This is a genomic window from Escherichia sp. B1147, assembly GCF_001660175.1.
In the GTDB taxonomy this organism is placed as follows: Bacteria; Pseudomonadota; Gammaproteobacteria; order Enterobacterales; family Enterobacteriaceae; genus Escherichia; species Escherichia whittamii.
In genome coordinates, this window is record NZ_LFHY01000005.1 from 207544 (window position 1) to 227468 (window position 19925).

Sequence of the window (19925 nt, forward strand, 5' to 3'; positions counted from 1 at the left end):
TTAGCCCTGAAAACGGGCGCTGTACTCTCCCGGCGTCAGGCCAAACTGACGCCGGAAGACGCGACAAAAATAGTCGCTATCCGGAAAGCCGCAACGCTGCGCCACTTCATGAATCGACAGATGATATTTCTGCAATATCATCCTCGCCTTCGCCATTCGTACCCAGCGAACATACTCGATAAAACGCATCGTCCCATGCTGCGCAAACAGTTTTGACAGATGATTGGGCGTGATATTAAAAAACTGCGCCACGCTCTCGCGGGTGAGCGGCTGGGCGTAGTTATCCTGAACCCAGTTACAAATGCTGTGATAGAGAAAATCGCCGCGCGACTGTGAATGACCTGGAGGCATATTCACCACGTTGCGGCAAAGATGCAGCAAACTTAACACCAGTGGCTGAATGATATTCTGCTCCAGCGGCGAACGGCTGAGATGGGTGAGGGCGGTAAGCATTGCTTCACCTTCGCCGCGTTGCAGGCTGGGAAGCTGGAGCTGGCGAACCGGGTGTAACAACGACGTTGTGCGGCTATCGTAAAACGATAACCCCAGCCAGGTCGGTGCGAACACCAGGCTTAACAGCATCACCGGTTTTTTGTTCACTGGTAAATTAGCCGCGCGCGCCGGAATAAACAGCATTTCTCCTTCCACCATGTGCTGCTGCTTTGCTTCCAGCAGGTTGCCGTATTCGCCGCGCAGCACAATATCCAGACGGGGAAAATCAATACACAAACTGCCTACCGGCAGCGAGGCAGGCTGGCTGGCAAACCAGACGCGCCCAAGCAGTTGCGGGTTAAGCACCAGGCCGCTGAACAGATCGGCGAAAAATTGTTGATCGGCGGGCAAGCCTGTTGCTTTCATGGATCTTCCTGATTACAGATGCATTAACTGGCGGAATTCTTTAACTTTACTGCGGCTGACCGGCACTTCAAAATCCAGATCTTTCAGCCGCAGAATATAGGTATTGTTAAACCACGGTTCGATCTCGCGGATTTTGTTCAGGTTGACGCAAAATGAGCGATGGCAGCGGAAAAAATGCGACGACGGCAGTTTGCTGCAAAACTCGGTGATGTTCATCGGCATCACATAAGATTCACGCCGCGTATAGACAAAGGTCATTTTCTCGTGCGCTTCGGCGTAGTAGATATCATTAACCGGCGTCACGATGAGGCGTTCATCTTTCACCAGATTAATGGTGTCATTCTCACGCGTTAACGGCACGGCGGGCGTGCTGCTGGTTTGCTGTTGCTGCCAGGCGGTTTCCAGCTTTTGCAGCATCCCGGTAATCCGTGACTCCTGATACGGTTTGAGAATGTAGTCAAATGCCTCCAGTTCAAACGCTTCCACCGCATGCTCTTTCCACGCGGTGATAAACACAATAAACGGTTTATGAGCGAACTGGCTGATGTTTTGCGCCAGCAGCACGCCATCCAGCGACGGAATATTGATATCCAGAAAAATGGCGTCGACGCGGTTATGCTGCAAAAACTTCAACACGTCCAGACCGTCGTCAAAGGTGCCGACAATCTCCATCTGGCTGTGCTCTTTAATAAGCCAGCTAAGTTCCTGTTGTGCCAGGAATTCGTCTTCAACAATGATGACTTTCACAATATCACTCCGGCTCAAAGCAATAACGTAGCTTGTGAGGCGACAGGGGTGCGTTGGTTAGGAATGTAAAACGCAATTTCCGTTCCTGGTTCCAGGCGGCGGATATGCAGCCCCTCGCCATATAACAACTTCACGCGATGATGCACATTCAGCAGGCCGATTTTATTGCCTGGCATTTCGTTCGCTTCGACCCGCTCAATCACCTTTGGATCGATGCCATGCCCGGTATCTCTTACCGCAATGCGTACTCGGTTACCGCACTCCGCAACGCTGATGGTGACAACGCCTTTTCCCTTGCAAGGCTGAATACCGTGGACGATGGCGTTCTCCACCAACGGCTGGATCAGCAAGCTGGGTATACAGCAATTCACCTCTTCATCAATATCGTAGATAACTGCCAGCTTGTCGCCAAAGCGGGCCTGCTCAATGGCGATATAGTCTTTGATTTGGTACAGCTCTTTTTTGATATCAATTTGCTCATCGTCTTTTAATTCAATGTTATAGCGCAGATAGCGCGACAAATTAAAGATCAGCTGGCGAGCAGTGTCTGGATTCAGACGGATCGACGATGAAATAGCGTTCAGAGCGTTAAACAGAAAATGGGGATTAATTTTACTTTGCAGGGCGCGAAGCTCTGCCTTATTTGCCATTTCCCGCAGCTGCTCGGCACGGGAAACCTCCAGTTGGGTAGAGATGATTTGCGACAGACCGACCGCCATCTCCTGTAATGACGAAGTTATCTGATGCGCATGGCAGTAGTAAATTTTCAGCGTCCCGGTCACAACGCCTTTCTCCCACAATGGGATCACCAGCATGGAATGAATCTCTGGTGTGCGGTGGGCTTCATCATTGTTTTTAATGATGATTTTCCCGTAATTCATTGCCTGACGCGTCGTTGGGCTAATGAAGTCATCGCCATTCTGATAGTTATGCTCACCGACGCCAACATAGGCCAGCACATGTTCGGTATTGGTTATTGCCACCGCATCGGCGTGAATGTCATCGCGGATAATTTCGCAAACTTTACGTAACGATTCGCTATTCACATGACGAAACAGCGGCAGCGTTTTATTGGCGATATCCAGCGCCAGCTTGGCCTGGCGCGCGGCGCTGGCCTCTTTTTCGCCTTCAACGCTTTGCACCAGCAGCACAATAAAGCCAATACAAACACTGCCGAGGATCATCGGAATACCGATTTTGGAGACGATATCCAGCCCCAGCTCAGTGGTTGGCGCCCAGACAATCACCAGAATCATGGTCAACGTTTCACAGAGCATGCCGCCGAGAATACCGACGCGCCAACGTTGCGCTTTAGGGATTTTCAGATTGATCCAACCAGAGATGCATCCCGCCAGAATACTGGTGATGAAGCAGGGGATAGCCGTCACGCCACCAATATCAATTAAATAACGATGAATACCCGCGATCACGCCGGTAATGATGCCTACCCACGGGCCAAACAGAATCCCGCCTGACATTACCGCGATAATACGCACGTTAACCAGCGAACCTTCCACTGGTACGCCGGACCAGGTGCTGAACAAGGCGAACATCGAGAAAATGGCGGTAACAGCGAGCAGCTCTTTCGCTGAGTGCGCCGACTTGTGCAACAGCTCGCGAAACAGGCGGATACGAATAAGGAAGAACAGGCAGATAAGCATTAGCGCTGCCCGATCGAAGACCGCCAGCAGCATGTTGAATATTTCGTGCACGGGTAACTCTGAATAAGGTTTAAACCTCTATGATAGGTAACCTGAGGGCTGATGACCAGTGCGCTACTTTTGAGGAAAAACCACAAATTTAAAAGGGGATTGAAAGCTAAATGGTGTACTGGCAATGCATCTCTTGTCAGCATCAAACTCATTGGTAAATTTTTTGAAATTATATTGTTAATGCAATTGATGATGATTTTCTTGTTGGCGAATCTAAATTTCCTGTTTTTAATGTTTCGATCCTCTTTTTTTCGCATTGATAATAATTTTCTAAAACGCTGGACAGACAGAAATTAATCAGGCTATTTTCAAATCAGCCACCATCGTGGCTGCGTCGCTCGGACGGTCCGGGCGCTAACGTTAATCTGAGGAAATTATGGCTGACACTCGCCCTGAACGTCGCTTTACGCGCATTGATCGTCTCCCGCCTTACGTTTTTAACATTACCGCTGAACTGAAAATGGCTGCGCGTCGGCGTGGCGAAGATATTATTGATTTCAGTATGGGTAACCCGGACGGCGCGACCCCGCCGCATATTGTCGAAAAATTATGTACTGTGGCGCAGCGACCGGACACACACGGTTACTCTACCTCACGCGGTATTCCTCGGTTACGTCGCGCGATTTCTCGCTGGTATCGGGAACGCTACGATGTTGAGATCGACCCGGAATCAGAAGCCATCGTCACCATTGGCTCGAAAGAGGGGCTGGCGCACCTGATGCTGGCGACGTTGGATCACGGCGATACCGTGCTGGTGCCGAATCCAAGCTATCCCATTCATATTTACGGCGCGGTGATTGCTGGTGCGCAGGTACGTTCAGTGCCGCTGGTGGAAGGTGTCGATTTCTTCAACGAACTGGAACGCGCTATTCGTGAAAGTTATCCGAAACCGAAGATGATGATCCTCGGCTTCCCGTCAAACCCTACTGCGCAATGCGTAGAACTGGAGTTCTTCGAAAAAGTTGTGGCGCTGGCGAAACGCTACGATGTGCTGGTGGTCCACGACCTGGCCTATGCTGATATCGTTTACGATGGCTGGAAAGCGCCGTCAATCATGCAGGTGCCGGGCGCACGTGACGTTGCGGTCGAGTTCTTTACCCTGTCGAAAAGCTACAACATGGCGGGCTGGCGTATCGGCTTTATGGTGGGCAATAAAACGCTGGTTAGCGCGCTGGCACGCATCAAAAGTTATCACGATTACGGTACCTTTACGCCGTTACAGGTTGCCGCCATCGCGGCGCTGGAAGGCGATCAGCAGTGCGTGCGTGACATTGCCGAACAGTATAAGCGTCGGCGCGATGTGCTGGTAAAAGGGCTGCATGAAGCGGGCTGGATGGTCGAAATGCCGAAGGCTTCGATGTATGTCTGGGCAAAAATTCCGGAACCGTATACGGCAATGGGCTCGCTTGAATTTGCCAAGAAGCTGCTGAACGAAGCGAAAGTGTGTGTATCGCCGGGGATTGGCTTTGGCGACTACGGTGACACGCATGTCCGCTTTGCGCTGATTGAAAACCGCGACCGTATTCGTCAGGCAATCAGAGGGATTAAAGCGATGTTCCGTGCTGACGGCATACTGCCAGCCAGCAGCAAACATATTCACGAAAACGCTGAATAACGCCTTCGCCAGAAATGCAAACAGGAGCCAGATGGCTCCTGTTTTTCGTTTCGCAGTTTACTTTTAGATCATCAGGGCAAAAGTACCGGCCCAAACGATGACCATAAAAGAAATGCCCATAAAGAAATATTTCACTTTACATCTCTCCGCGTAATTACTGTTACGCCTGAATGACTTCATTACACCTGATACAGTGAGCTGACACCCGCGGGCATCACCTCAGAATTCTGAGCATATTGGCTCGAGACGGCGCTAATGTACGCCTAAAACTAAATCGAAACAAGTGGCATTTTCTTATTTACTTTTAGTAACTTACGAGTGTCGCATATCGGCGACAGATTGATTTCCGGCAGTAATAATTCACGATTCAGCGAAGGGAAAAATCTTAAGAAAAAAGCCATAAAAACCATGATGTTATTATGGCTTATCTGAGGAGGGAAAAAGTTTGGGTTATTTGCTAAACGTATAACGAGGCTTCACCCACCGGACGCGTTTTGAAGCGGCGATGGATCCAGAGATACTGCTCTGGTGCGCGCATAATCTCTTTCTCAATAATTTTGTTCATATAGGCGGCGGCCTGAATTTCATCAGCCGGATAGCCTTCCATCTCTGGCGTAATAAACAGACGGTAACCGCTATAATCGGTTTTTCGCACCATCGTCACAGTTAGCATAGCCGCGCCAGAGAGGCGAGAGAGGACGTAGGTACCATTGGTTGTAGCAACATTTTCTACCGCAAAGAATGGTGCGAAGGAGCTACCCTTACGACCATAATCCTGGTCAGGTGCAAACCATACAGCTTCACCTTTTTTCAGCGCACTGACAATGCCACGCAGATTATTTCTACCGATCATCGCTTTATTGGAACGCATGCGACCACGGGTCTGTACCCATTCCATCAGTTGATTATTATGCGGACGGTAAGTTGCCATCATCGGTTGGCAAAGCCCCATTACGCGGCCACCCAACTCCAGCGACATAAAGTGCACACCGACAACCATCACGCCGCGATTTTGCATTTGTGCGCGTTGCAGGTTATCCAGCCCTTCGACATCAAACCATTTACGCACGCGACGATCTGGCCAGAACCACGCCATTCCAGTTTCTACCAACGCCATTCCGAGCGAGCGAAAGTTGTCGGTAATCATCTTCTCGCGCTCTTCAGAGGAAAGTTGCGGGAAGCAAAGCTCAAGGTTTTTGCGGGCGATGGATTCGCGACGTTTCAAGAACGGCCTGGCCATTGTGCCGATACGCGTGCCAAGAAAGCACAGAACAGGGTAAGGAAGTTGTACCCAAAGCCAGAGTACGCCAAGACCAAACCACGTCAGCCAGTAGCGAGGATGCAGGAACTCGCGGGAAAATTTGCATTGTGGAAACATAGTTACCTTCAGTAGATACGAATTGTTGTATCGCAGAAGATTCCATGTCTACAGCGGTACACTCAATTGATTGGGCCATCATGTACGACAATGGTTCCTGTAAAGAGTGTAAAGACTAGTCAGGACATAACCACGAGGAGCATGAATACGGTTTTTCTATTTTATCACCAGCTGATTATTTTCAGCTACTGATTATTTATTGCTCAAGTAAATATTTTTCAGGGATGTACAGTCATGTCTATAATATATTGTTTTTATTGATGTTTTGTTAATATTGCCAGTGATTAAGAATTGTCTTACTATTGAAGTAAATAAAGTAACACGTTTTTTAGCACGGCAGGAGGTTGAGCTATGATTTATTTATGGATGTTTCTCGCCTTGTGTATCGTCTGCGTTAGCGGATATATCGGTCAGGTATTAAATGTAGTTTCTGCTGTCTCTTCTTTCTTCGGCATGGTCATCCTTGCCGCACTCATTTATTACACCACGATGTGGCTAACCAGTGGCAATGAGTTGGTCACGGGAATATTTATGTTTCTTGCACCAGCCTGCGGATTGATGATTCGCTTTATGGTGGGGTACGGAAGGCGGTAGTAGGGGGACGAAAATTTTTATGGCAGGTGTTCAGAGCACCAACTGAAGAGATTGTTCACCTGTGACCATCCATTTCGTGAATATATAATGCCACTTTAGAGCAATCGGCTGGACATGACCGTTATTGTTGAGTTGATGGCCGTTTTTACGGTCATTTCCGATAAAGGGCATTTGCATAGAATTGTGTGCAAACACGAAAAAAAGAGAGTATTAGGAATTTGGGGGCATTCCAGTAATTTACAATCAGAAAGGAATGACATATGTACCGGTCTTTCGATTTTGATAAAACCCCTGAAGTACTTCAGTCCGGATCTAACGGATAAAGACGTCATTTTAACCCAGTTAATCAAATAGTTAACCTCAGCTGCATTGACTGCGGAATTTGGCTCTCGTTTGATTCAGTAGTTGGAAGCATGGCCTTAAAACGGTTCCAGTAAAAAGATCATTTAAGCTACAACGGGCAGTTTCGAACGGGCTACGTCACGCGATTCTAATCGCTCGGTTGACTCCCTGTTAGTGAAAAGAGCCAGACCGCGCTGCCCGATAAGGTTAAACGGATTATCATTCTCTTGTTGCATTTGGGATACGTTGCCAGGATATCTGCAGTGAGATTGAAGATTTATATGTTTTCAGCGTGTCCGCTACGACTATCATCATCGTGGCAAATAAAGTTATTTCTGAGTTAAACCAGTGGCAACAACGTCCACTAGAAAAGTTCTAGCGTCTGGCTGGATGCTATTCAATATAAAATACAGGAAGATGACCGTTATCAGGACAAAGCAGTTAAGACGATACAAGAGCTGAATCTGGAAAGTAAAAAGAACCTCTGAGTCTGTATCTGCTTAAAAAAGAATCGCTAATTTCTGGTCATTTGTATTAAGTGACCAGAAAAATTAAAGCCCCTGCTTCGGGGCATAAATCATGCAATACTTTAGTGGCAGTGAATTTCGCTAATTAAGTTTGTTGGAACAATCATAACCCAGTTTGCTGGTTTGATTTGTATGGCTGAATTTGCGTTATCAATTTTTTCAGCGTGACATATTGAATAATAAAAATGATCATTTAAAAAAATGTTTTTCTTTGCCATTTCACTTTCTGATATTATGTCTGCATTCACAATATAAATACACAATAACACTCCGGAAATAAAATAAGATAAATAACTGATTGGCTTTGAGAAATTACATTGGGATAAACATGCTATGAACAATAAGATAGAGAGAAAATTTGTTCCTACAAAATATCTATCGGGAAATGTAATTTGATAGTTATTCAAGAGATCGCTGAGGCCGATTCTACCGAAAACAGTCGTAATAAGACAGATAAAGAGTGCGATCGCTAAAGTAAGTAAATGTTTTTTTATTGTTGCATCTTTAGTTTTGTAAATAATCGTTGTGCAAAAGATAACATATACGAATGATAGGGCTATCGATATTGAATCATTTAATTTTTCATACCACGGAAATACAAATGGATAAAGTAGCAGTCGAGCTGTTACCATTTCAATAATATTATTAGGATTATAGCCATAGTCACCAAGTCCACCAGAGCCATTGAGTCGAGGAAGTATAAATAAAGCTAATATGACCATGGATATTGCTAAAGGTAGCATATCCTTAATTAAAGTATATTTATTTTTAACATTCAACAACTTGAAGGAATAATAAACTCCTACAATTATAAATACGACTGGGTTTGTTGCGGCAGTTAACCAGATCATCATGTCAATAATAAATTTAGCAATTTTTTTATTGACGTACTCTCTCTGTATAATAAGAGCACTCGCTATAGCTGGCATATAAAAACCAATTTGTAACAAATGACCGATATTTTCAGATTGAGAATGGCCTAAGGGCAATAAGAGAGTTATGAAATATGCTAAAATAGAAAATAATGGATTGGATATTTTAATAATTAAATGAAAAGCCATAACGGCCATTAGACTATAGAAAAAATATGATGCTACAGCTATAGATTGCGGAAGAAGTAATAAGGGACTCCCGCTTATAATACTGCTGATTGATGTTGATACAAACAAAAAGAAAATATTAAAGAATACAAAATAATCTTCTCTGGCATTAATGAAGGTTTCTAGCCAACCATGATTCAATGCATTAGCAACCCAGACACCATCTTCCGCATAAAGCCAGGGATTGATGATTGGAGTCGTATAACGCATAGCCAAAACTATCATGCCAAATATTATTAAAATAATATAACTGCTGATGTTTATATTTTTCATTTTCATTTTCATTTTCCTTTTCCTTGATTATAAAATCCAAAACACGCTTTAAATAAGACAATCAATACGGAAAAGTTTCCTTTGATTCCATTTATTTTTGTAGGTATTTCACCTTTAGGATAACGACGAATGGTCGGAATTTCTAAGCAACGATAACCAAGTTGTGGGACTCGGTATGAAAGATATGCCAGTAGTTCATAAGATGAGAAAATATCACGGAACGGTGCAACACGCTCGTCAAGCAGCATTTTACTACTATAACCCCTAAATCCTTGAGTAGTATCTGTCCATTTAAATCCTGAAAAGAAACTAAGCATAGGCGCATGGATAAAGCGTATTGCAATATCTCGGGTGAGAGGAGTATTTTCTGCTACACCACCATTAAGGAAACGAGACGCCTGAACGAAATGTACACCATTTTTTAGAGCTGTGATAAATTGTGGAATAGCCACAGGATCATCTTTGTCATTTCCATCAATAGTCACAATGCCTTCATAACCTTGCTCAAGAGCAAAAGCATAGGCACATCTTAGCTGTGCGCTTAGCTTACCTGGTGCTTTTTTCAGTATTAGACCACGAACGCCTTTTTCCTGTAGGATATTGGGATTCAGAGAACCATCGGTGCTGCCACCATCAACAATAATTATATCTGCATAAGTTGATACATTTATGGCAGCCATTCTTGCTAATAGGTTATGTATGCGAATGCCCTCGTTAATTACGGGGATAACGACACAATAATTGTGTTTTTTACCAAGCCACATTTGGTTTTCGTAGGCAGGGACTTGCCATTTGGCGCGAAGTGTTTGAGATATGAATTCAGTCATAATGTTTACTTAACTTTAAGGGTAATAAGGGCGACACCACTCATCACCAACAGAATTCCAGTAATGGTAGACCAGTAAACTGGTTCGCGGAAAATAACGACAGAGAATAATGCGACACAGGCAATTGCACCAGAGGTCAGTATTGGGTGTGCTACATTCAAAGGTAAAAATGCCAGTGTAACAGCATATAACAAAAAGGCAATTCCATATAGAAATATCCCTAACCATAATGGCCAATTTGCAAGCGCGGCAAGAGGTTCAGTCAGACTTGGAAGCCTTCTGGGAGGGGTTATTGCTAATTTTATCAGAACACTGGCCGAGGCATTAGAAAATATGCCAAGAATCAAAATGAGCCACTTCATTCTATTCCCTCTTTCTACTGACGATAATGAGAAATTGCGAAATCAAGAGCATCCTCAATAGAGGAAAGCGAATGTTTATTTTGGGGATCGAGCATTTCAATTGTTGCAATAGAGTTCGGTAATGCGTGATAGAGAGCATTAGCAATATGCGTATGGTTCGCACCGCTACAGCCTAAAGGAGCCAGATCTGGTTCACTGAGATGAATGTGACCTATGATATCAGCGTCTTGCTGAAGGATATCATTAATATTTTCTTTGTTAATTATGATGGCACCAGTATCCAGCTGCATTTTAATTGCAGGGTGATTTACTTGCCGAACAACAAAAGCAGTTTCAGCACTGTTAATCATAAAATTTGCCCCGTAACAGACTGGGTTTGGTTCAAGGCAAAAATAAACGCCTTCTTGCTGTGCAATATCACCAAGATGATTAAAGAAATTTATTGCAATTTCAAGAGTAATACTATCAGACAATCCCTTTCGGTCGCGGTTTTTAGGTGATCCAAACACTAATGCTGGAATTCCTAAACCGGCAGCAATACGACTGATAGCCTGTAAGTGAACCAACATTTTTTTTTGTACTTCGTTGGTTGAAAAAATATTTAACCCTTGAGTTCCAAATAATAGTGATTGCATACCAACTAATGAAATTCCATTATCATGCCAGTAATTGCGAACGGCAAATATTTCGCGTTCACTTGCGTCTAACGGATTGGGGAAGTATTTTCCAGGGACAATATCTATTGCATCAATCTGTCTGGAATGTAGTAAGTGACAGATGGAATTATCATTAGTTATATTCCAGGCCATACCTGAGAGTGAAAGTCTCATTTTAATTACTGCCTATTTCAGATTGTGCATAAGCGCGTATTGCCATCAATGATTCACGACGGTTATACTGATAGTCATGATCGTTAGTAAATAGGTGACTATGGCAACTTTTCATATCGTAATATCCAGGTTTATCCTGAATGTGATTGCAAAACTCGAAGCCAAAGCTATGTTGTGCTATATCAGCGACGCTTATTGGTGCCGCAGTCAAATGTATCAGTGATAATTTATGTTGTAGCGCAATATTAATGTCATACCACAAGTTGATCATCGGGTAAAATTGAAAAATACTACGACTTTCAATTTGTAAAATATTATTTTTATGCAAAAAATCATAGATAATGTTTTTTTTGAGACCTGGCCCAACGAGGCCTGGTAATCGTACAATTAGATTGTCTGGGAATTGTTTGCTAACAAATTGTTCTAAATAATATCTGTGTGCACCGTAAGCATGTAATCCTTCTGTTTCGATTGATGTGGTCTCATCAACATTAACTGGATCTTTAAAGACATCTACAGTACTAATCAAAATAAATTTTTGACAAGATATTGTTTTTAATTTTTCAATTAGGTTATTGATTTTTTTTATGTCGCCGGCAGGGTCTTTATTTGCAAGCCATTTTTGTGCAGGGGCACCGGCACAAACTACCGTGTCAAATGTTTTTCCAACAATTTCGTCGATGTTGGTTGAGCGATATAGTGCATCGAAACGACGTTGCCTTAATAAAGTTGTACCGACAAAACCGGAATATCCAATCAATGCGTCCATTCTTCCCCCATAGTCTGTGGTGTTAAACCATCACGACCAGTTTGTACATAATTAGACTCTAGTGGCAGAGAAGTGTGCATAACATTAAACCTATCGGTATTAACCATGACTTCACTTGTTCGTTCATAAACCACTGCATACTCTGCCTGTGAGTTGCTTTCATCCAACAGGCGCCCCAAATACTCGCCAAAAAAAGCCATCATGACGAACTGAATTATAAATAATGAAGTTACAACTAATATAGTCGTTGTCCAGCCTTCAACAATAAGCCCACTGAACAGATGGATCAACACGCTATAACAAGCAAATAGAAAACCCGCAAGACTTCCGCCGAAACCGAGAATAGACATCCAACGTAGCGGCTTCGTGGAGTTAAATATTACCAAGTGCATCAATCGATGCAATGATTTTACTACCCCGGCGCCCTCTGATTGTTTTAGAGGTTTGTAGATGAGGGCTTCGGCTGGATAGCCGGTTTTGTGAATACGAAGATAGAATTGGTGGTGAAATCGACCGATTCGAGTAACGGCATTTACAGCGCGACGGCTTAAACAACGCAACCCCGTTGAGTTAGAAGGAATCTCATAATCTATGGTGCGCAATGCAACATTCATGAGTCGACGAAGTATCCGATAACGTAGTGAACGAACGTTATTCGAAACACCAATTACGACATCGGCACCTTCACGACATTTGTTAACACTTTGAGGTACGACTTCTACCGGATCGGCCAGTGGATTCCATAAAACAACAAAATCACCAATAGCACTTTCTAATCCAGCCGCTAAAGCAACATCATGAAATACGGGAGTGGATAGCTGGATTATTCGTACACAAGGAATATCCTTCAACACTCGATCTTCTACCTGTGCGCTAGTACTGTCTAACCCCGGTGCTATAACGACTAATTCGTAATCACTATATAGCGTATCCAGAAGTGAGGCAAGTTTAGATAAAGGAGCATAGATATCATTCAAGTGGTCTGGAATGACAATAACGACTGATACAAAAGATTCACTTTTCATTTTTATCAACTCAACTCGATCACGCGTTCTATTTCATGTAGAGCATCATAAATATTGTCAATTTTCCCACCCATCACGCAGTGAAGCCCCTTCAATATATAATTCGGGCGAAATAAAATTGGGCGAGAATCATCGCTATCGCTTCGTGGAAGGATTGTTTTTACTTCCCAGATTGAGCTTTGATATTGGCATTCACTCAAACAAGGGATATAACGTGTGGCATCTCTTATCATATGCCCCCAGGCCGAATGCCGTTCATTCAGTTCATACTTTCTATATGCATCCTCATAAGGTTTATTTGGTCTGTCATTCCATTGGTAATGGGGTGTGTATCGAACATGGCTGAAGGAATGTAGTTGAGCTGGTGGGAATGGCATAACAGAAAAAAATGGGCCGCACATTAGTGTTAGCCCCATTTTTTTTAGCTCATCTGGAACAGTTACAAGACACATTTCCGTCATTTCATGACGAAGGGGAATTAATGTAAGCTCAGAACCATTCAAGAGATAATTAATTCTTGAATAAGTACAATTGAAAAGATGATCAACATAACTAATATCTGGTTGTCCAGATATTGTTGTGATTACCTCTAACCCCTCACCAGATTTGCTAACTTTTTCAACAACCGCGTCCGTTACAATAGTAACTTTCGCCGCTGAAAGCCGTTGTAGCATTGTATTACGCAGCTTATGGGAATCAAATGCATACTCACGGGTAGTAAACACCGCATCGATAAGTACAGGATTAATCAAACGTTTCACTGACGGAGGAGCATCTTCACATTCAGCACCTATACGTTGACAAAATCGACTAAATTGTGCACCTGTTATTTTACTCAACGCACCTGCAACAAGGTAATATTTGGCAAAATCATCTTCAATGCAGTCGCGAAATTCTGTAACAAAACGAGGAAAAGAGATACGAGAGCGTAACGCTGTCAAGATGCTGCGTGGATAATGATAGCCATTGTGCACTCGAGCCTGATTAACATAGGATGCACGGGACATGAGTTCTTGACTTTTCTCATAAACTGTAACTTTACAACCTTTCAATGCAAGTTGTTCTGCCAGATACAAACCAAAAAAACCGCCTCCTGCGATTGCAACATTTTTACTCCCCATAATCGTAACCTCCGAAAAATACGTTAAAACTAAAAGTATTAACGTTGGTAAGTTTTGGCTTGCAAAAATTTAACCGCAGTTATATTTTTAGATTATCCTTAATATTAAGATAATACTTAATTCATGAGATGAATGAAAGTCTATTGTGAATTTTTAGTGGTTTATTGAATTTGTTCAGCTGAACAGCGGTGATATGCTCACCTTAGAACAAACAAGTATCCCAATGAAAAGAAGAAATTTCAGTGCAGATTGTAAATGCGAATCCGCTCAACGGGTTGTTGACCAGAACTACACAGTGGCAGATGCCGCCAAACTATGGATGTCGGCCTTTCCACGATGACAAGATGGGGCAAACAACTGCGCAATGAGCGTCAGGGCAAAGCACCAGAAGCCTCCCCGATAACTCCGGAACAAATCGAAATACGTGAGCTAAAGAAAAAGCTACAACGAATTGAAATGGAAAACGAAATATTAAAAAAGGCTACCGCGTTTTTGATGCCGGACTCCCTGAACAGTTCTCGATAATCGGGAAACGCAGGTCGCGTTATCCTGTGGTCACTCTCTGCCATGTGTTCGGGGTTCATCGCAATAGCTACAAATACTGGATCGTTCTGGAAAACCAGGCGGCAGACGGGCTGTATTACGCAGTCAGGTACTTGAGCTACATGGCATCAGCCATGGTTCGGTCGGAGTAAGAATCATCGTCACAATGGCAACCCAGAGAGGCTATCAGATGGGGTGCTGGCTTGCTGGCAGGCTTATGAAAGAGTTGGGGCTGGTCAGTTGCCAGCAGCCGACTCACCGGTACAGGCATGGCGGTCATGAACATGTTGCTATCCCTAACTATCTTGAACGGCAGTTCGCCGTGACAGAACCAAATCAAGTAGTGTGGTGTGGCGACGTGACTTTGTTGGCTCGCTCCATTGCGCCGCGATCTTCAAATCTGCGGATTACTTCCAGCAGTTGCATCGGCTCAATATCCTGAATTTCGAGGCCGCCGATGATAGGTAAAATGTCGTCATCAAACATTTTTGCAAGTTCAGTCGCATACCCTACTGACCATACTTGCTTCTTGTGCTCGTACCATTCCTTGTAAATGGCGCTAAAGGAATTGTTGTTAGACGAAGCCTTTTTCGCTTTTACCGGATCGATGCCAACCGAGATGACTTGCCTCGCAGCCCATGCCTTATCCTTTGCCTCCTGCAAAGTCATAAGCGGATATTTTCCGACGGTCAGTATTTTCTCCTTACCGTCAATTTTGTAGCGAAGCTGTCATACCTTTTTACCGGACACAGGGACATAAAGGTACAGGCCATTACCATCGAGAAGGCGGTATGGTTTTTCTTTCGGCTTTGTTGCTTCAATCTGCTTAACGGTGAGCATGGGTAAAATTATTTTATCCACTTTTTACCCGTCATGGAGTGCGGCTGTTAACAATCTTACGCGAACCATGACGAACTGTGGATGCACGGGAAGTTTGATATTCAAGGGGATTTCGCGGACTGGTACAGATGATGGGAGCGAACTGATAAATGGTGTCCCCTGCAGGAATCGAACCTGCAATTAGCCCTTAGGAGGGGCTCGTTATATCCATTTAACTAAGAGGACAATGCGGCATGAGTATAACCGCTATTAAACAGCGGGGTAAGTACACTGCCGCTCGATTGCTTAAACCCTCGCCACTTATAGCGGATTTTTATCATTTTTCTTAATGGTTTCCGCACGTTCTGCTTTCTGGCGTGCCTCTTCTTTACGCTTGTTACTCATATCGTTACGGATCTGCGCATGGCTCATTAATGCGAAGATGAAGGTGCCGCCGCAGATGTTCCCCGCCAGAGTAGGTAGCGCAAATGGCCAGATGAAATCACTCCAGTGCAGCGTGCCGTTAAATACCAGATAGAGGATCTCTACAGAACCGACGACGATGTGGGTAGTGTCGCCCAGTGCAATAAGCCACGTCATCAATATAATTACTACAATCTTTGCTGCTCCCGCCGCCGGAAACATCCATACCATAGTCGCTATTAGCCAGCCGGAAATGATCGCATTGGCGAACATCTCGCTGGGCGAGTTCTTCATCACATCCATGCCGATTTTGACAAATGCATCGCGGGTTTCTTCATCAAAGATAGGCATATACTCAAAAGCCCACGCCGCAATAGCTGTTCCCAGAATATTACCTAACAGAACCACCCCCCAAAGTCGCAACAGTAAACCGACATTGCCCATTGTCGGTTTTTGCATTACGGGCAGTACCGCAGTAACTGTATTCTCGGTGAATAATTGTTGGCGCGCCATAATAACGATAATAAAACCAAAGGTATAACCGAGATTCTCCAGCAAAAAACTGCCCGGTACGCCTTCCAGTTCGACATGAAATATCCCTTTTGCCAGTAGCGAAGCGCCCATCGACAGACCCGCCGCAATGGCTGACCACAGTAGCGCCATCGCGTCACGTTCCAGCTCTTTTTCGCCGTCCTGACGGATATGTTCGTGGATAGCCATTGCCCGGGAAGGGAGCCGGTCTTCATCTATTTCAATTTTTTTTCCGCGCTCTTTTTCTTCGCTCTCGACTTCAATTTCGTCGCTGTGTTTATCAATTTTATCGTTATCCATGGTGAGTTCTCTTGATTAGCACGTATAGCTAAAGCGTAGTGGCTTTTTTGCTCGCAACCGGCGGGAGTTACTCTGAAAATACATAAAAGGCAACGTTTGCCTTTTTCTGTTTCTATAGAATCAAGTAGCCTACAGGGCGGTGATTACCAGGCTATGATCAAATCAGTAAAACAGGGCGTATGGACATCATTTGACGTGCTGTTACAATCGCCCACACCTAAACAGGCGGATACGGTATCGTTCCGTCATGGATGGCAAACTGCATAAGCCATAAAAAAAACAGGGAGACATTTATGAAGCTTCGCCTGTCGGCGCTTGCTCTGGGAACTACGCTTCTGGTGGGGTGTGCGAGTTCCGGAACAGATCAGCAAGGGCGTTCTGACCCGTTAGAAGGGTTCAACCGCACCATGTACAATTTTAACTTCAATGTGTTAGACCCGTATGTGGTTCGACCGGTGGCTGTCGTGTGGCGTGATTATGTTCCGCAACCGGCACGTAATGGGTTAAGCAACTTTACTGGCAACCTTGAAGAACCTGCGGTGATGGTTAACTACTTCCTGCAGGGCGACCCTTATCAGGGGATGGTCCACTTTACCCGCTTTTTCTTGAACACTCTTTTGGGGATGGGCGGTTTTATTGATGTTGCTGGGATGGCGAATCCGAAACTGCAACGAACGGAACCTCACCGCTTTGGTAGCACGCTTGGCCACTATGGCGTGGGGTATGGGCCTTATGTCCAGTTACCGTTCTACGGTAGCTTTACGCTGCGTGATGACGGCGGTGATATGGCTGATGGCCTCTATCCAGTGCTTTCGTGGTTGACCTGGCCGATGTCGGTAGGTAAATGGACGCTTGAAGGTATCGAAACGCGTGCGCAACTGCTGGATTCTGATGGCCTGCTTCGTCAGTCGTCCGATCCTTACATCATGGTGCGCGAGGCGTACTTCCAGCGTCATGATTTCATCGCCAATGGCGGAGAACTCAAACCGCAGGAAAACCCGAACGCGCAAGCGATTCAGGATGATTTAAAAGATATCGATTCTGAATAAGAGCCAATAAAAAAGGTGAGTTGAAAAACTCACCTTTTTTCTTATTAAACTAACGTGTTATTAGAACGCGTAGTTAAAGTTCGTGCCGAACAGCCAGGCTTTACCTTCAGACTCGAAGGAATAAGCTGCCGCTCCTTCACCTTCGGTGAATTTCACTTTCTGACCATGCATATAAGATGCGCCGACGTCAATGGATGCATCTTCATTAAATGCGTAGGTTAACCCAGCACTTAACCACAAGCGATCCTGGTCAGGAATGGAAATAGAACGTTTATCTGCCGGAACCGGGCTGTCGTCATAGGCGATACCGGTACGGAAGGTCCAGTTTTTATCGTAATAGTAGGTTGTACCCAACGCGATACGATATGCGTCACGGAATCCTTCATCTTTATAGAACAGAGTCTGACCACTATCGCCTTTCGCTTTCAACTCCTGGAACTGGCTCCAGCTGGTATAGGCCATGCTGTAGTGAATTGCCCACTGCGGCGCAACACGGTTATAACCAGAAATCTCCCACATCTCAGGCAGGTTGAGCGTTAAGGACCCATTTTGTGTTGCACCCATCGTGCCATATGGTAAGCCCATGTTGCCCAAAATGTTGTTCAGATTTGGGTTAATGGAGCTTTTGTAATCCCCTTCGAAGTCGATTTTAACTTCTGAACGATATGTCAGGCCCCAACGGTTATCTTTATCCAGTTCATAAAGAATACCCGCGTTCCAGCCAAAGCCCCATTCGTCACCTTTCAGATGAGCAATTTGAGAGTCCGGAGTATTAATACCATTGGTTAATGAAGCGGGTACACCCCGGGCAATCAACTGTTGAGACAACAATGGCCCCAGCGAACCGGCGTAACGCTCAATTTTTGCCTTGGCGTAAACCGCATCAAAACCAAGACCAAAACTCCAGCTATTGTTAAGGCGATAAGCCCCGCTAAGGTTAAGGTTGATTGTCTGCAGATCGGTTTTACCGCCATAGATACCAGCAGCGTAGTTGTCGGTAAATTCCGTAGCCAGGCCGTAGTTGGAAGTTATTGACGCTCCCCAACCAAACTGATCGTTAATAGGCGCGACAAAGTGCAGGTTAGGTACCCACGCTGTCGGTGCGATATTTTTAGCATTTGCACTCTGACCGGTTAAATTAGAATGTCCGGTAATATCTACATCCGGATCAATATAAACCGCGCCCGCTGAAAAAGTTGGGCGGTCAAACATGGTAATCAACGCGGGGTTACGGCTGACGTTACCGGCATCATCGGCAATTGCGCCTTCCCCTGAATAAGCCCGGCCCAGGCCTGAGGAAGAAAATTCGTTTAACTGAAAGCCTGCCGACCAGGCCTGGGTGGAGATAAGTGCCACTGCGACTGCGATAGCAGACTTTGTAAACAGGGTTTTCTGGCTCATGACCATAACCTCAATAATTTATTTTTATACAAACTATGTTACGTGCTGTAACAGGAGCGCGAAGTGTAGGGTCTGATGTACATCTTAGAAATCAGACCAGTGGCGAGAGTATAGGTCGGACCAGATGGGATGTTGCAAGTATGTTTCTATATTTTTTCAAATATGATCTAAGAAACGCGATCCAGCTGGCAAAATTTGGAGGTGGCGCACTCATGGATTCGGGGGAATTTTGTTTTAGATCATTTTTAAGTGTGATTTCGGTCGCTTATCCGATTTTGCAGAATTAACAACTGGAGTGGCACTTTTCAGAAGCGTAAAATATCCGCAACGTTTATCTGGCACCTTGGGTGCACATACAGAGGAAATCAACGATGAGTAAATGTAGTGCTGATGAAACCCCGGTTTGCTGCTGTATGGATGTTGGCACCATTATGGACAACTCCGATTGCACCGCGTCTTACAGCCGTGTGTTTGCAAACCGCGCAGAAGCAGAACAAACGCTGGCGGCGCTGACTGAAAAAGCCCGTAGCGTGGAATCCGAACCGTGCAAAATCACCCCGACCTTCACTGAAGAGTCTGATGGTGTGCGCCTGGATATCGATTTCACTTTTGCCTGCGAAGCTGAAATGCTTATCTTCCAGCTGGGTCTGCGTTAATTCCTCTCGGGTACATACGCCCCTGCCAGCAACAGGCAGGGGCGTTTTCTTTTCTTTCTCCTGTCTTCAGTGTGTCATAGCTCTCACTTTCCTTTTTCTCCGCTTGGCTAAATGTAAAAAAAT

General features: G+C 44.8%; 19 protein-coding genes, 1 tRNA gene and 2 pseudogenes. 6 read left to right on the plus strand and 16 right to left on the minus strand.

Going from position 1 to position 19925, the window contains the following annotated elements:
* Genes A9180_RS04155 through ypdA form a run of 3 tightly spaced genes read right to left on the minus strand, consistent with a single transcriptional unit; the run spans position 1 to position 3317 of the window.
* Positions 1–858: an AraC family transcriptional regulator gene (locus tag A9180_RS04155; RefSeq protein ID WP_064526405.1), complete on the minus strand. Its 858-nt coding sequence runs from the start codon at positions 856–858 to the stop codon at positions 1–3.
* A 12-nt stretch (positions 859–870) separates the two neighbouring features.
* Complete coding sequence (gene ypdB, locus A9180_RS04160) at positions 871–1605, minus strand: two-component system response regulator YpdB (protein ID WP_064526407.1); 735 nt, start codon at positions 1603–1605, stop codon at positions 871–873.
* Between the two features lie 14 nt (positions 1606–1619).
* Positions 1620–3317: a two-component system sensor histidine kinase YpdA gene (gene ypdA, locus A9180_RS04165; protein ID WP_074399435.1), complete on the minus strand. Its 1698-nt coding sequence runs from the start codon at positions 3315–3317 to the stop codon at positions 1620–1622.
* Between the two features lie 376 nt (positions 3318–3693).
* On the opposite strand from ypdA, the gene alaC reads away from it, so the two are divergent.
* On the plus strand, positions 3694–4932 hold the full coding sequence (gene alaC / locus A9180_RS04175) for an alanine transaminase (RefSeq protein ID WP_064526416.1): 1239 nt from the start codon (positions 3694–3696) through the stop codon (positions 4930–4932).
* 63 nt (positions 4933–4995) lie between these two features.
* On the opposite strand, the gene ypdK is transcribed toward alaC, so the two are convergent.
* Positions 4996–5067 carry a membrane protein YpdK gene (gene ypdK, locus A9180_RS22475; protein WP_010723117.1) on the minus strand — a complete coding sequence of 24 codons (72 nt, stop codon included), beginning with the start codon at positions 5065–5067 and terminating at the stop codon, positions 4996–4998.
* A gap of 322 nt (positions 5068–5389) precedes the next feature.
* Positions 5390–6310: a kdo(2)-lipid IV(A) palmitoleoyltransferase gene (gene lpxP / locus A9180_RS04180; RefSeq protein WP_064526419.1), complete on the minus strand. Its 921-nt coding sequence runs from the start codon at positions 6308–6310 to the stop codon at positions 5390–5392.
* 351 nt (positions 6311–6661) lie between these two features.
* Here lpxP and A9180_RS04185 point away from each other — a divergent pair, with 351 nt between their 5' ends.
* Together A9180_RS04185 and A9180_RS24985 are read left to right on the plus strand one after the other, a co-directional pair.
* Positions 6662–6904: a YfdY family protein gene (locus A9180_RS04185; RefSeq protein WP_064526421.1), complete on the plus strand. Its 243-nt coding sequence runs from the start codon at positions 6662–6664 to the stop codon at positions 6902–6904.
* 583 nt (positions 6905–7487) lie between these two features.
* Positions 7488–7625: a transposase gene (locus A9180_RS24985; protein WP_123057946.1), complete on the plus strand. Its 138-nt coding sequence runs from the start codon at positions 7488–7490 to the stop codon at positions 7623–7625.
* 210 nt (positions 7626–7835) lie between these two features.
* Here the strand turns inward: A9180_RS24985 and A9180_RS04195 are convergent, their stop codons facing one another.
* From A9180_RS04195 to A9180_RS04225, 7 genes are read right to left on the minus strand one after another with little or no spacing between them, the layout of a single operon-like run.
* Entirely contained in the window at positions 7836–9152 is a 1317-nt protein-coding gene (locus A9180_RS04195; RefSeq protein WP_241957057.1) for a hypothetical protein, read from the minus strand.
* 2 nt (positions 9153–9154) lie between these two features.
* Positions 9155–9973, minus strand: coding sequence for a glycosyltransferase family 2 protein (locus A9180_RS04200; RefSeq protein WP_064526427.1), 819 nt, complete (start codon positions 9971–9973; stop codon positions 9155–9157).
* A 5-nt stretch (positions 9974–9978) separates the two neighbouring features.
* Positions 9979–10335 carry a DMT family transporter gene (locus A9180_RS04205; protein ID WP_064526430.1) on the minus strand — a complete coding sequence of 119 codons (357 nt, stop codon included), beginning with the start codon at positions 10333–10335 and terminating at the stop codon, positions 9979–9981.
* Between the two features lie 14 nt (positions 10336–10349).
* Positions 10350–11165, minus strand: coding sequence for a sugar phosphate isomerase/epimerase family protein (locus tag A9180_RS04210; protein ID WP_064526433.1), 816 nt, complete (start codon positions 11163–11165; stop codon positions 10350–10352).
* 1 nt (position 11166) lies between these two features.
* The gene (locus tag A9180_RS04215; RefSeq protein WP_064526436.1) at positions 11167–11934 is read right to left on the minus strand and encodes an NAD(P)-dependent oxidoreductase; all 768 of its coding nucleotides are present in this window, start codon (positions 11932–11934) and stop codon (positions 11167–11169) included.
* Positions 11922–12959, minus strand: a complete 1038-nt coding sequence (locus A9180_RS04220) for a hypothetical protein (RefSeq protein ID WP_064526438.1) — start codon at positions 12957–12959, stop codon at positions 11922–11924. Before A9180_RS04220 ends, A9180_RS04215 begins: the two co-directional genes overlap by 13 nt.
* Positions 12960–12964: 5 nt before the next feature.
* Positions 12965–14080 carry an FAD-dependent oxidoreductase gene (locus A9180_RS04225; RefSeq protein ID WP_064526441.1) on the minus strand — a complete coding sequence of 372 codons (1116 nt, stop codon included), beginning with the start codon at positions 14078–14080 and terminating at the stop codon, positions 12965–12967.
* Positions 14081–14303: 223 nt separating this feature from the next.
* On the opposite strand from A9180_RS04225, the pseudogene A9180_RS23800 reads away from it, so the two are divergent.
* Positions 14304–14993 (plus strand): annotated as a pseudogene (locus A9180_RS23800) (transposase); the annotation flags it as partial.
* Here A9180_RS23800 and intS read toward each other — a convergent pair.
* From intS to A9180_RS04250, 3 genes and pseudogenes are all read right to left on the minus strand, one after another.
* Positions 14987–15463, minus strand: a pseudogene (gene intS / locus A9180_RS04240) (prophage integrase IntS); the annotation flags it as partial. The pseudogenes A9180_RS23800 and intS sit on opposite strands and share 7 nt — an antisense overlap.
* Positions 15464–15613: 150 nt before the next feature.
* A tRNA-Arg gene (locus tag A9180_RS04245) sits at positions 15614–15688 on the minus strand.
* Positions 15689–15763: 75 nt separating this feature from the next.
* Positions 15764–16696 (minus strand): formate/nitrite transporter family protein, encoded by a 933-nt coding sequence (locus A9180_RS04250; RefSeq protein WP_064526444.1) that lies wholly within the window; start codon positions 16694–16696, stop codon positions 15764–15766.
* A 293-nt stretch (positions 16697–16989) separates the two neighbouring features.
* Between A9180_RS04250 and mlaA the strand changes: the two genes are divergently transcribed.
* Positions 16990–17745 carry a phospholipid-binding lipoprotein MlaA gene (gene mlaA, locus A9180_RS04255; protein WP_064526447.1) on the plus strand — a complete coding sequence of 252 codons (756 nt, stop codon included), beginning with the start codon at positions 16990–16992 and terminating at the stop codon, positions 17743–17745.
* A 60-nt stretch (positions 17746–17805) separates the two neighbouring features.
* Here mlaA and fadL read toward each other — a convergent pair whose 3' ends face one another.
* Complete coding sequence (gene fadL / locus A9180_RS04260; RefSeq protein ID WP_064526451.1) at positions 17806–19146, minus strand: long-chain fatty acid transporter FadL; 1341 nt, start codon at positions 19144–19146, stop codon at positions 17806–17808.
* 371 nt (positions 19147–19517) lie between these two features.
* On the opposite strand from fadL, the gene A9180_RS04265 reads away from it, so the two are divergent.
* Complete coding sequence (locus tag A9180_RS04265) at positions 19518–19802, plus strand: YfcZ/YiiS family protein (RefSeq protein ID WP_001296261.1); 285 nt, start codon at positions 19518–19520, stop codon at positions 19800–19802.
* Positions 19803–19925: the final 123 nt, after the last annotated feature.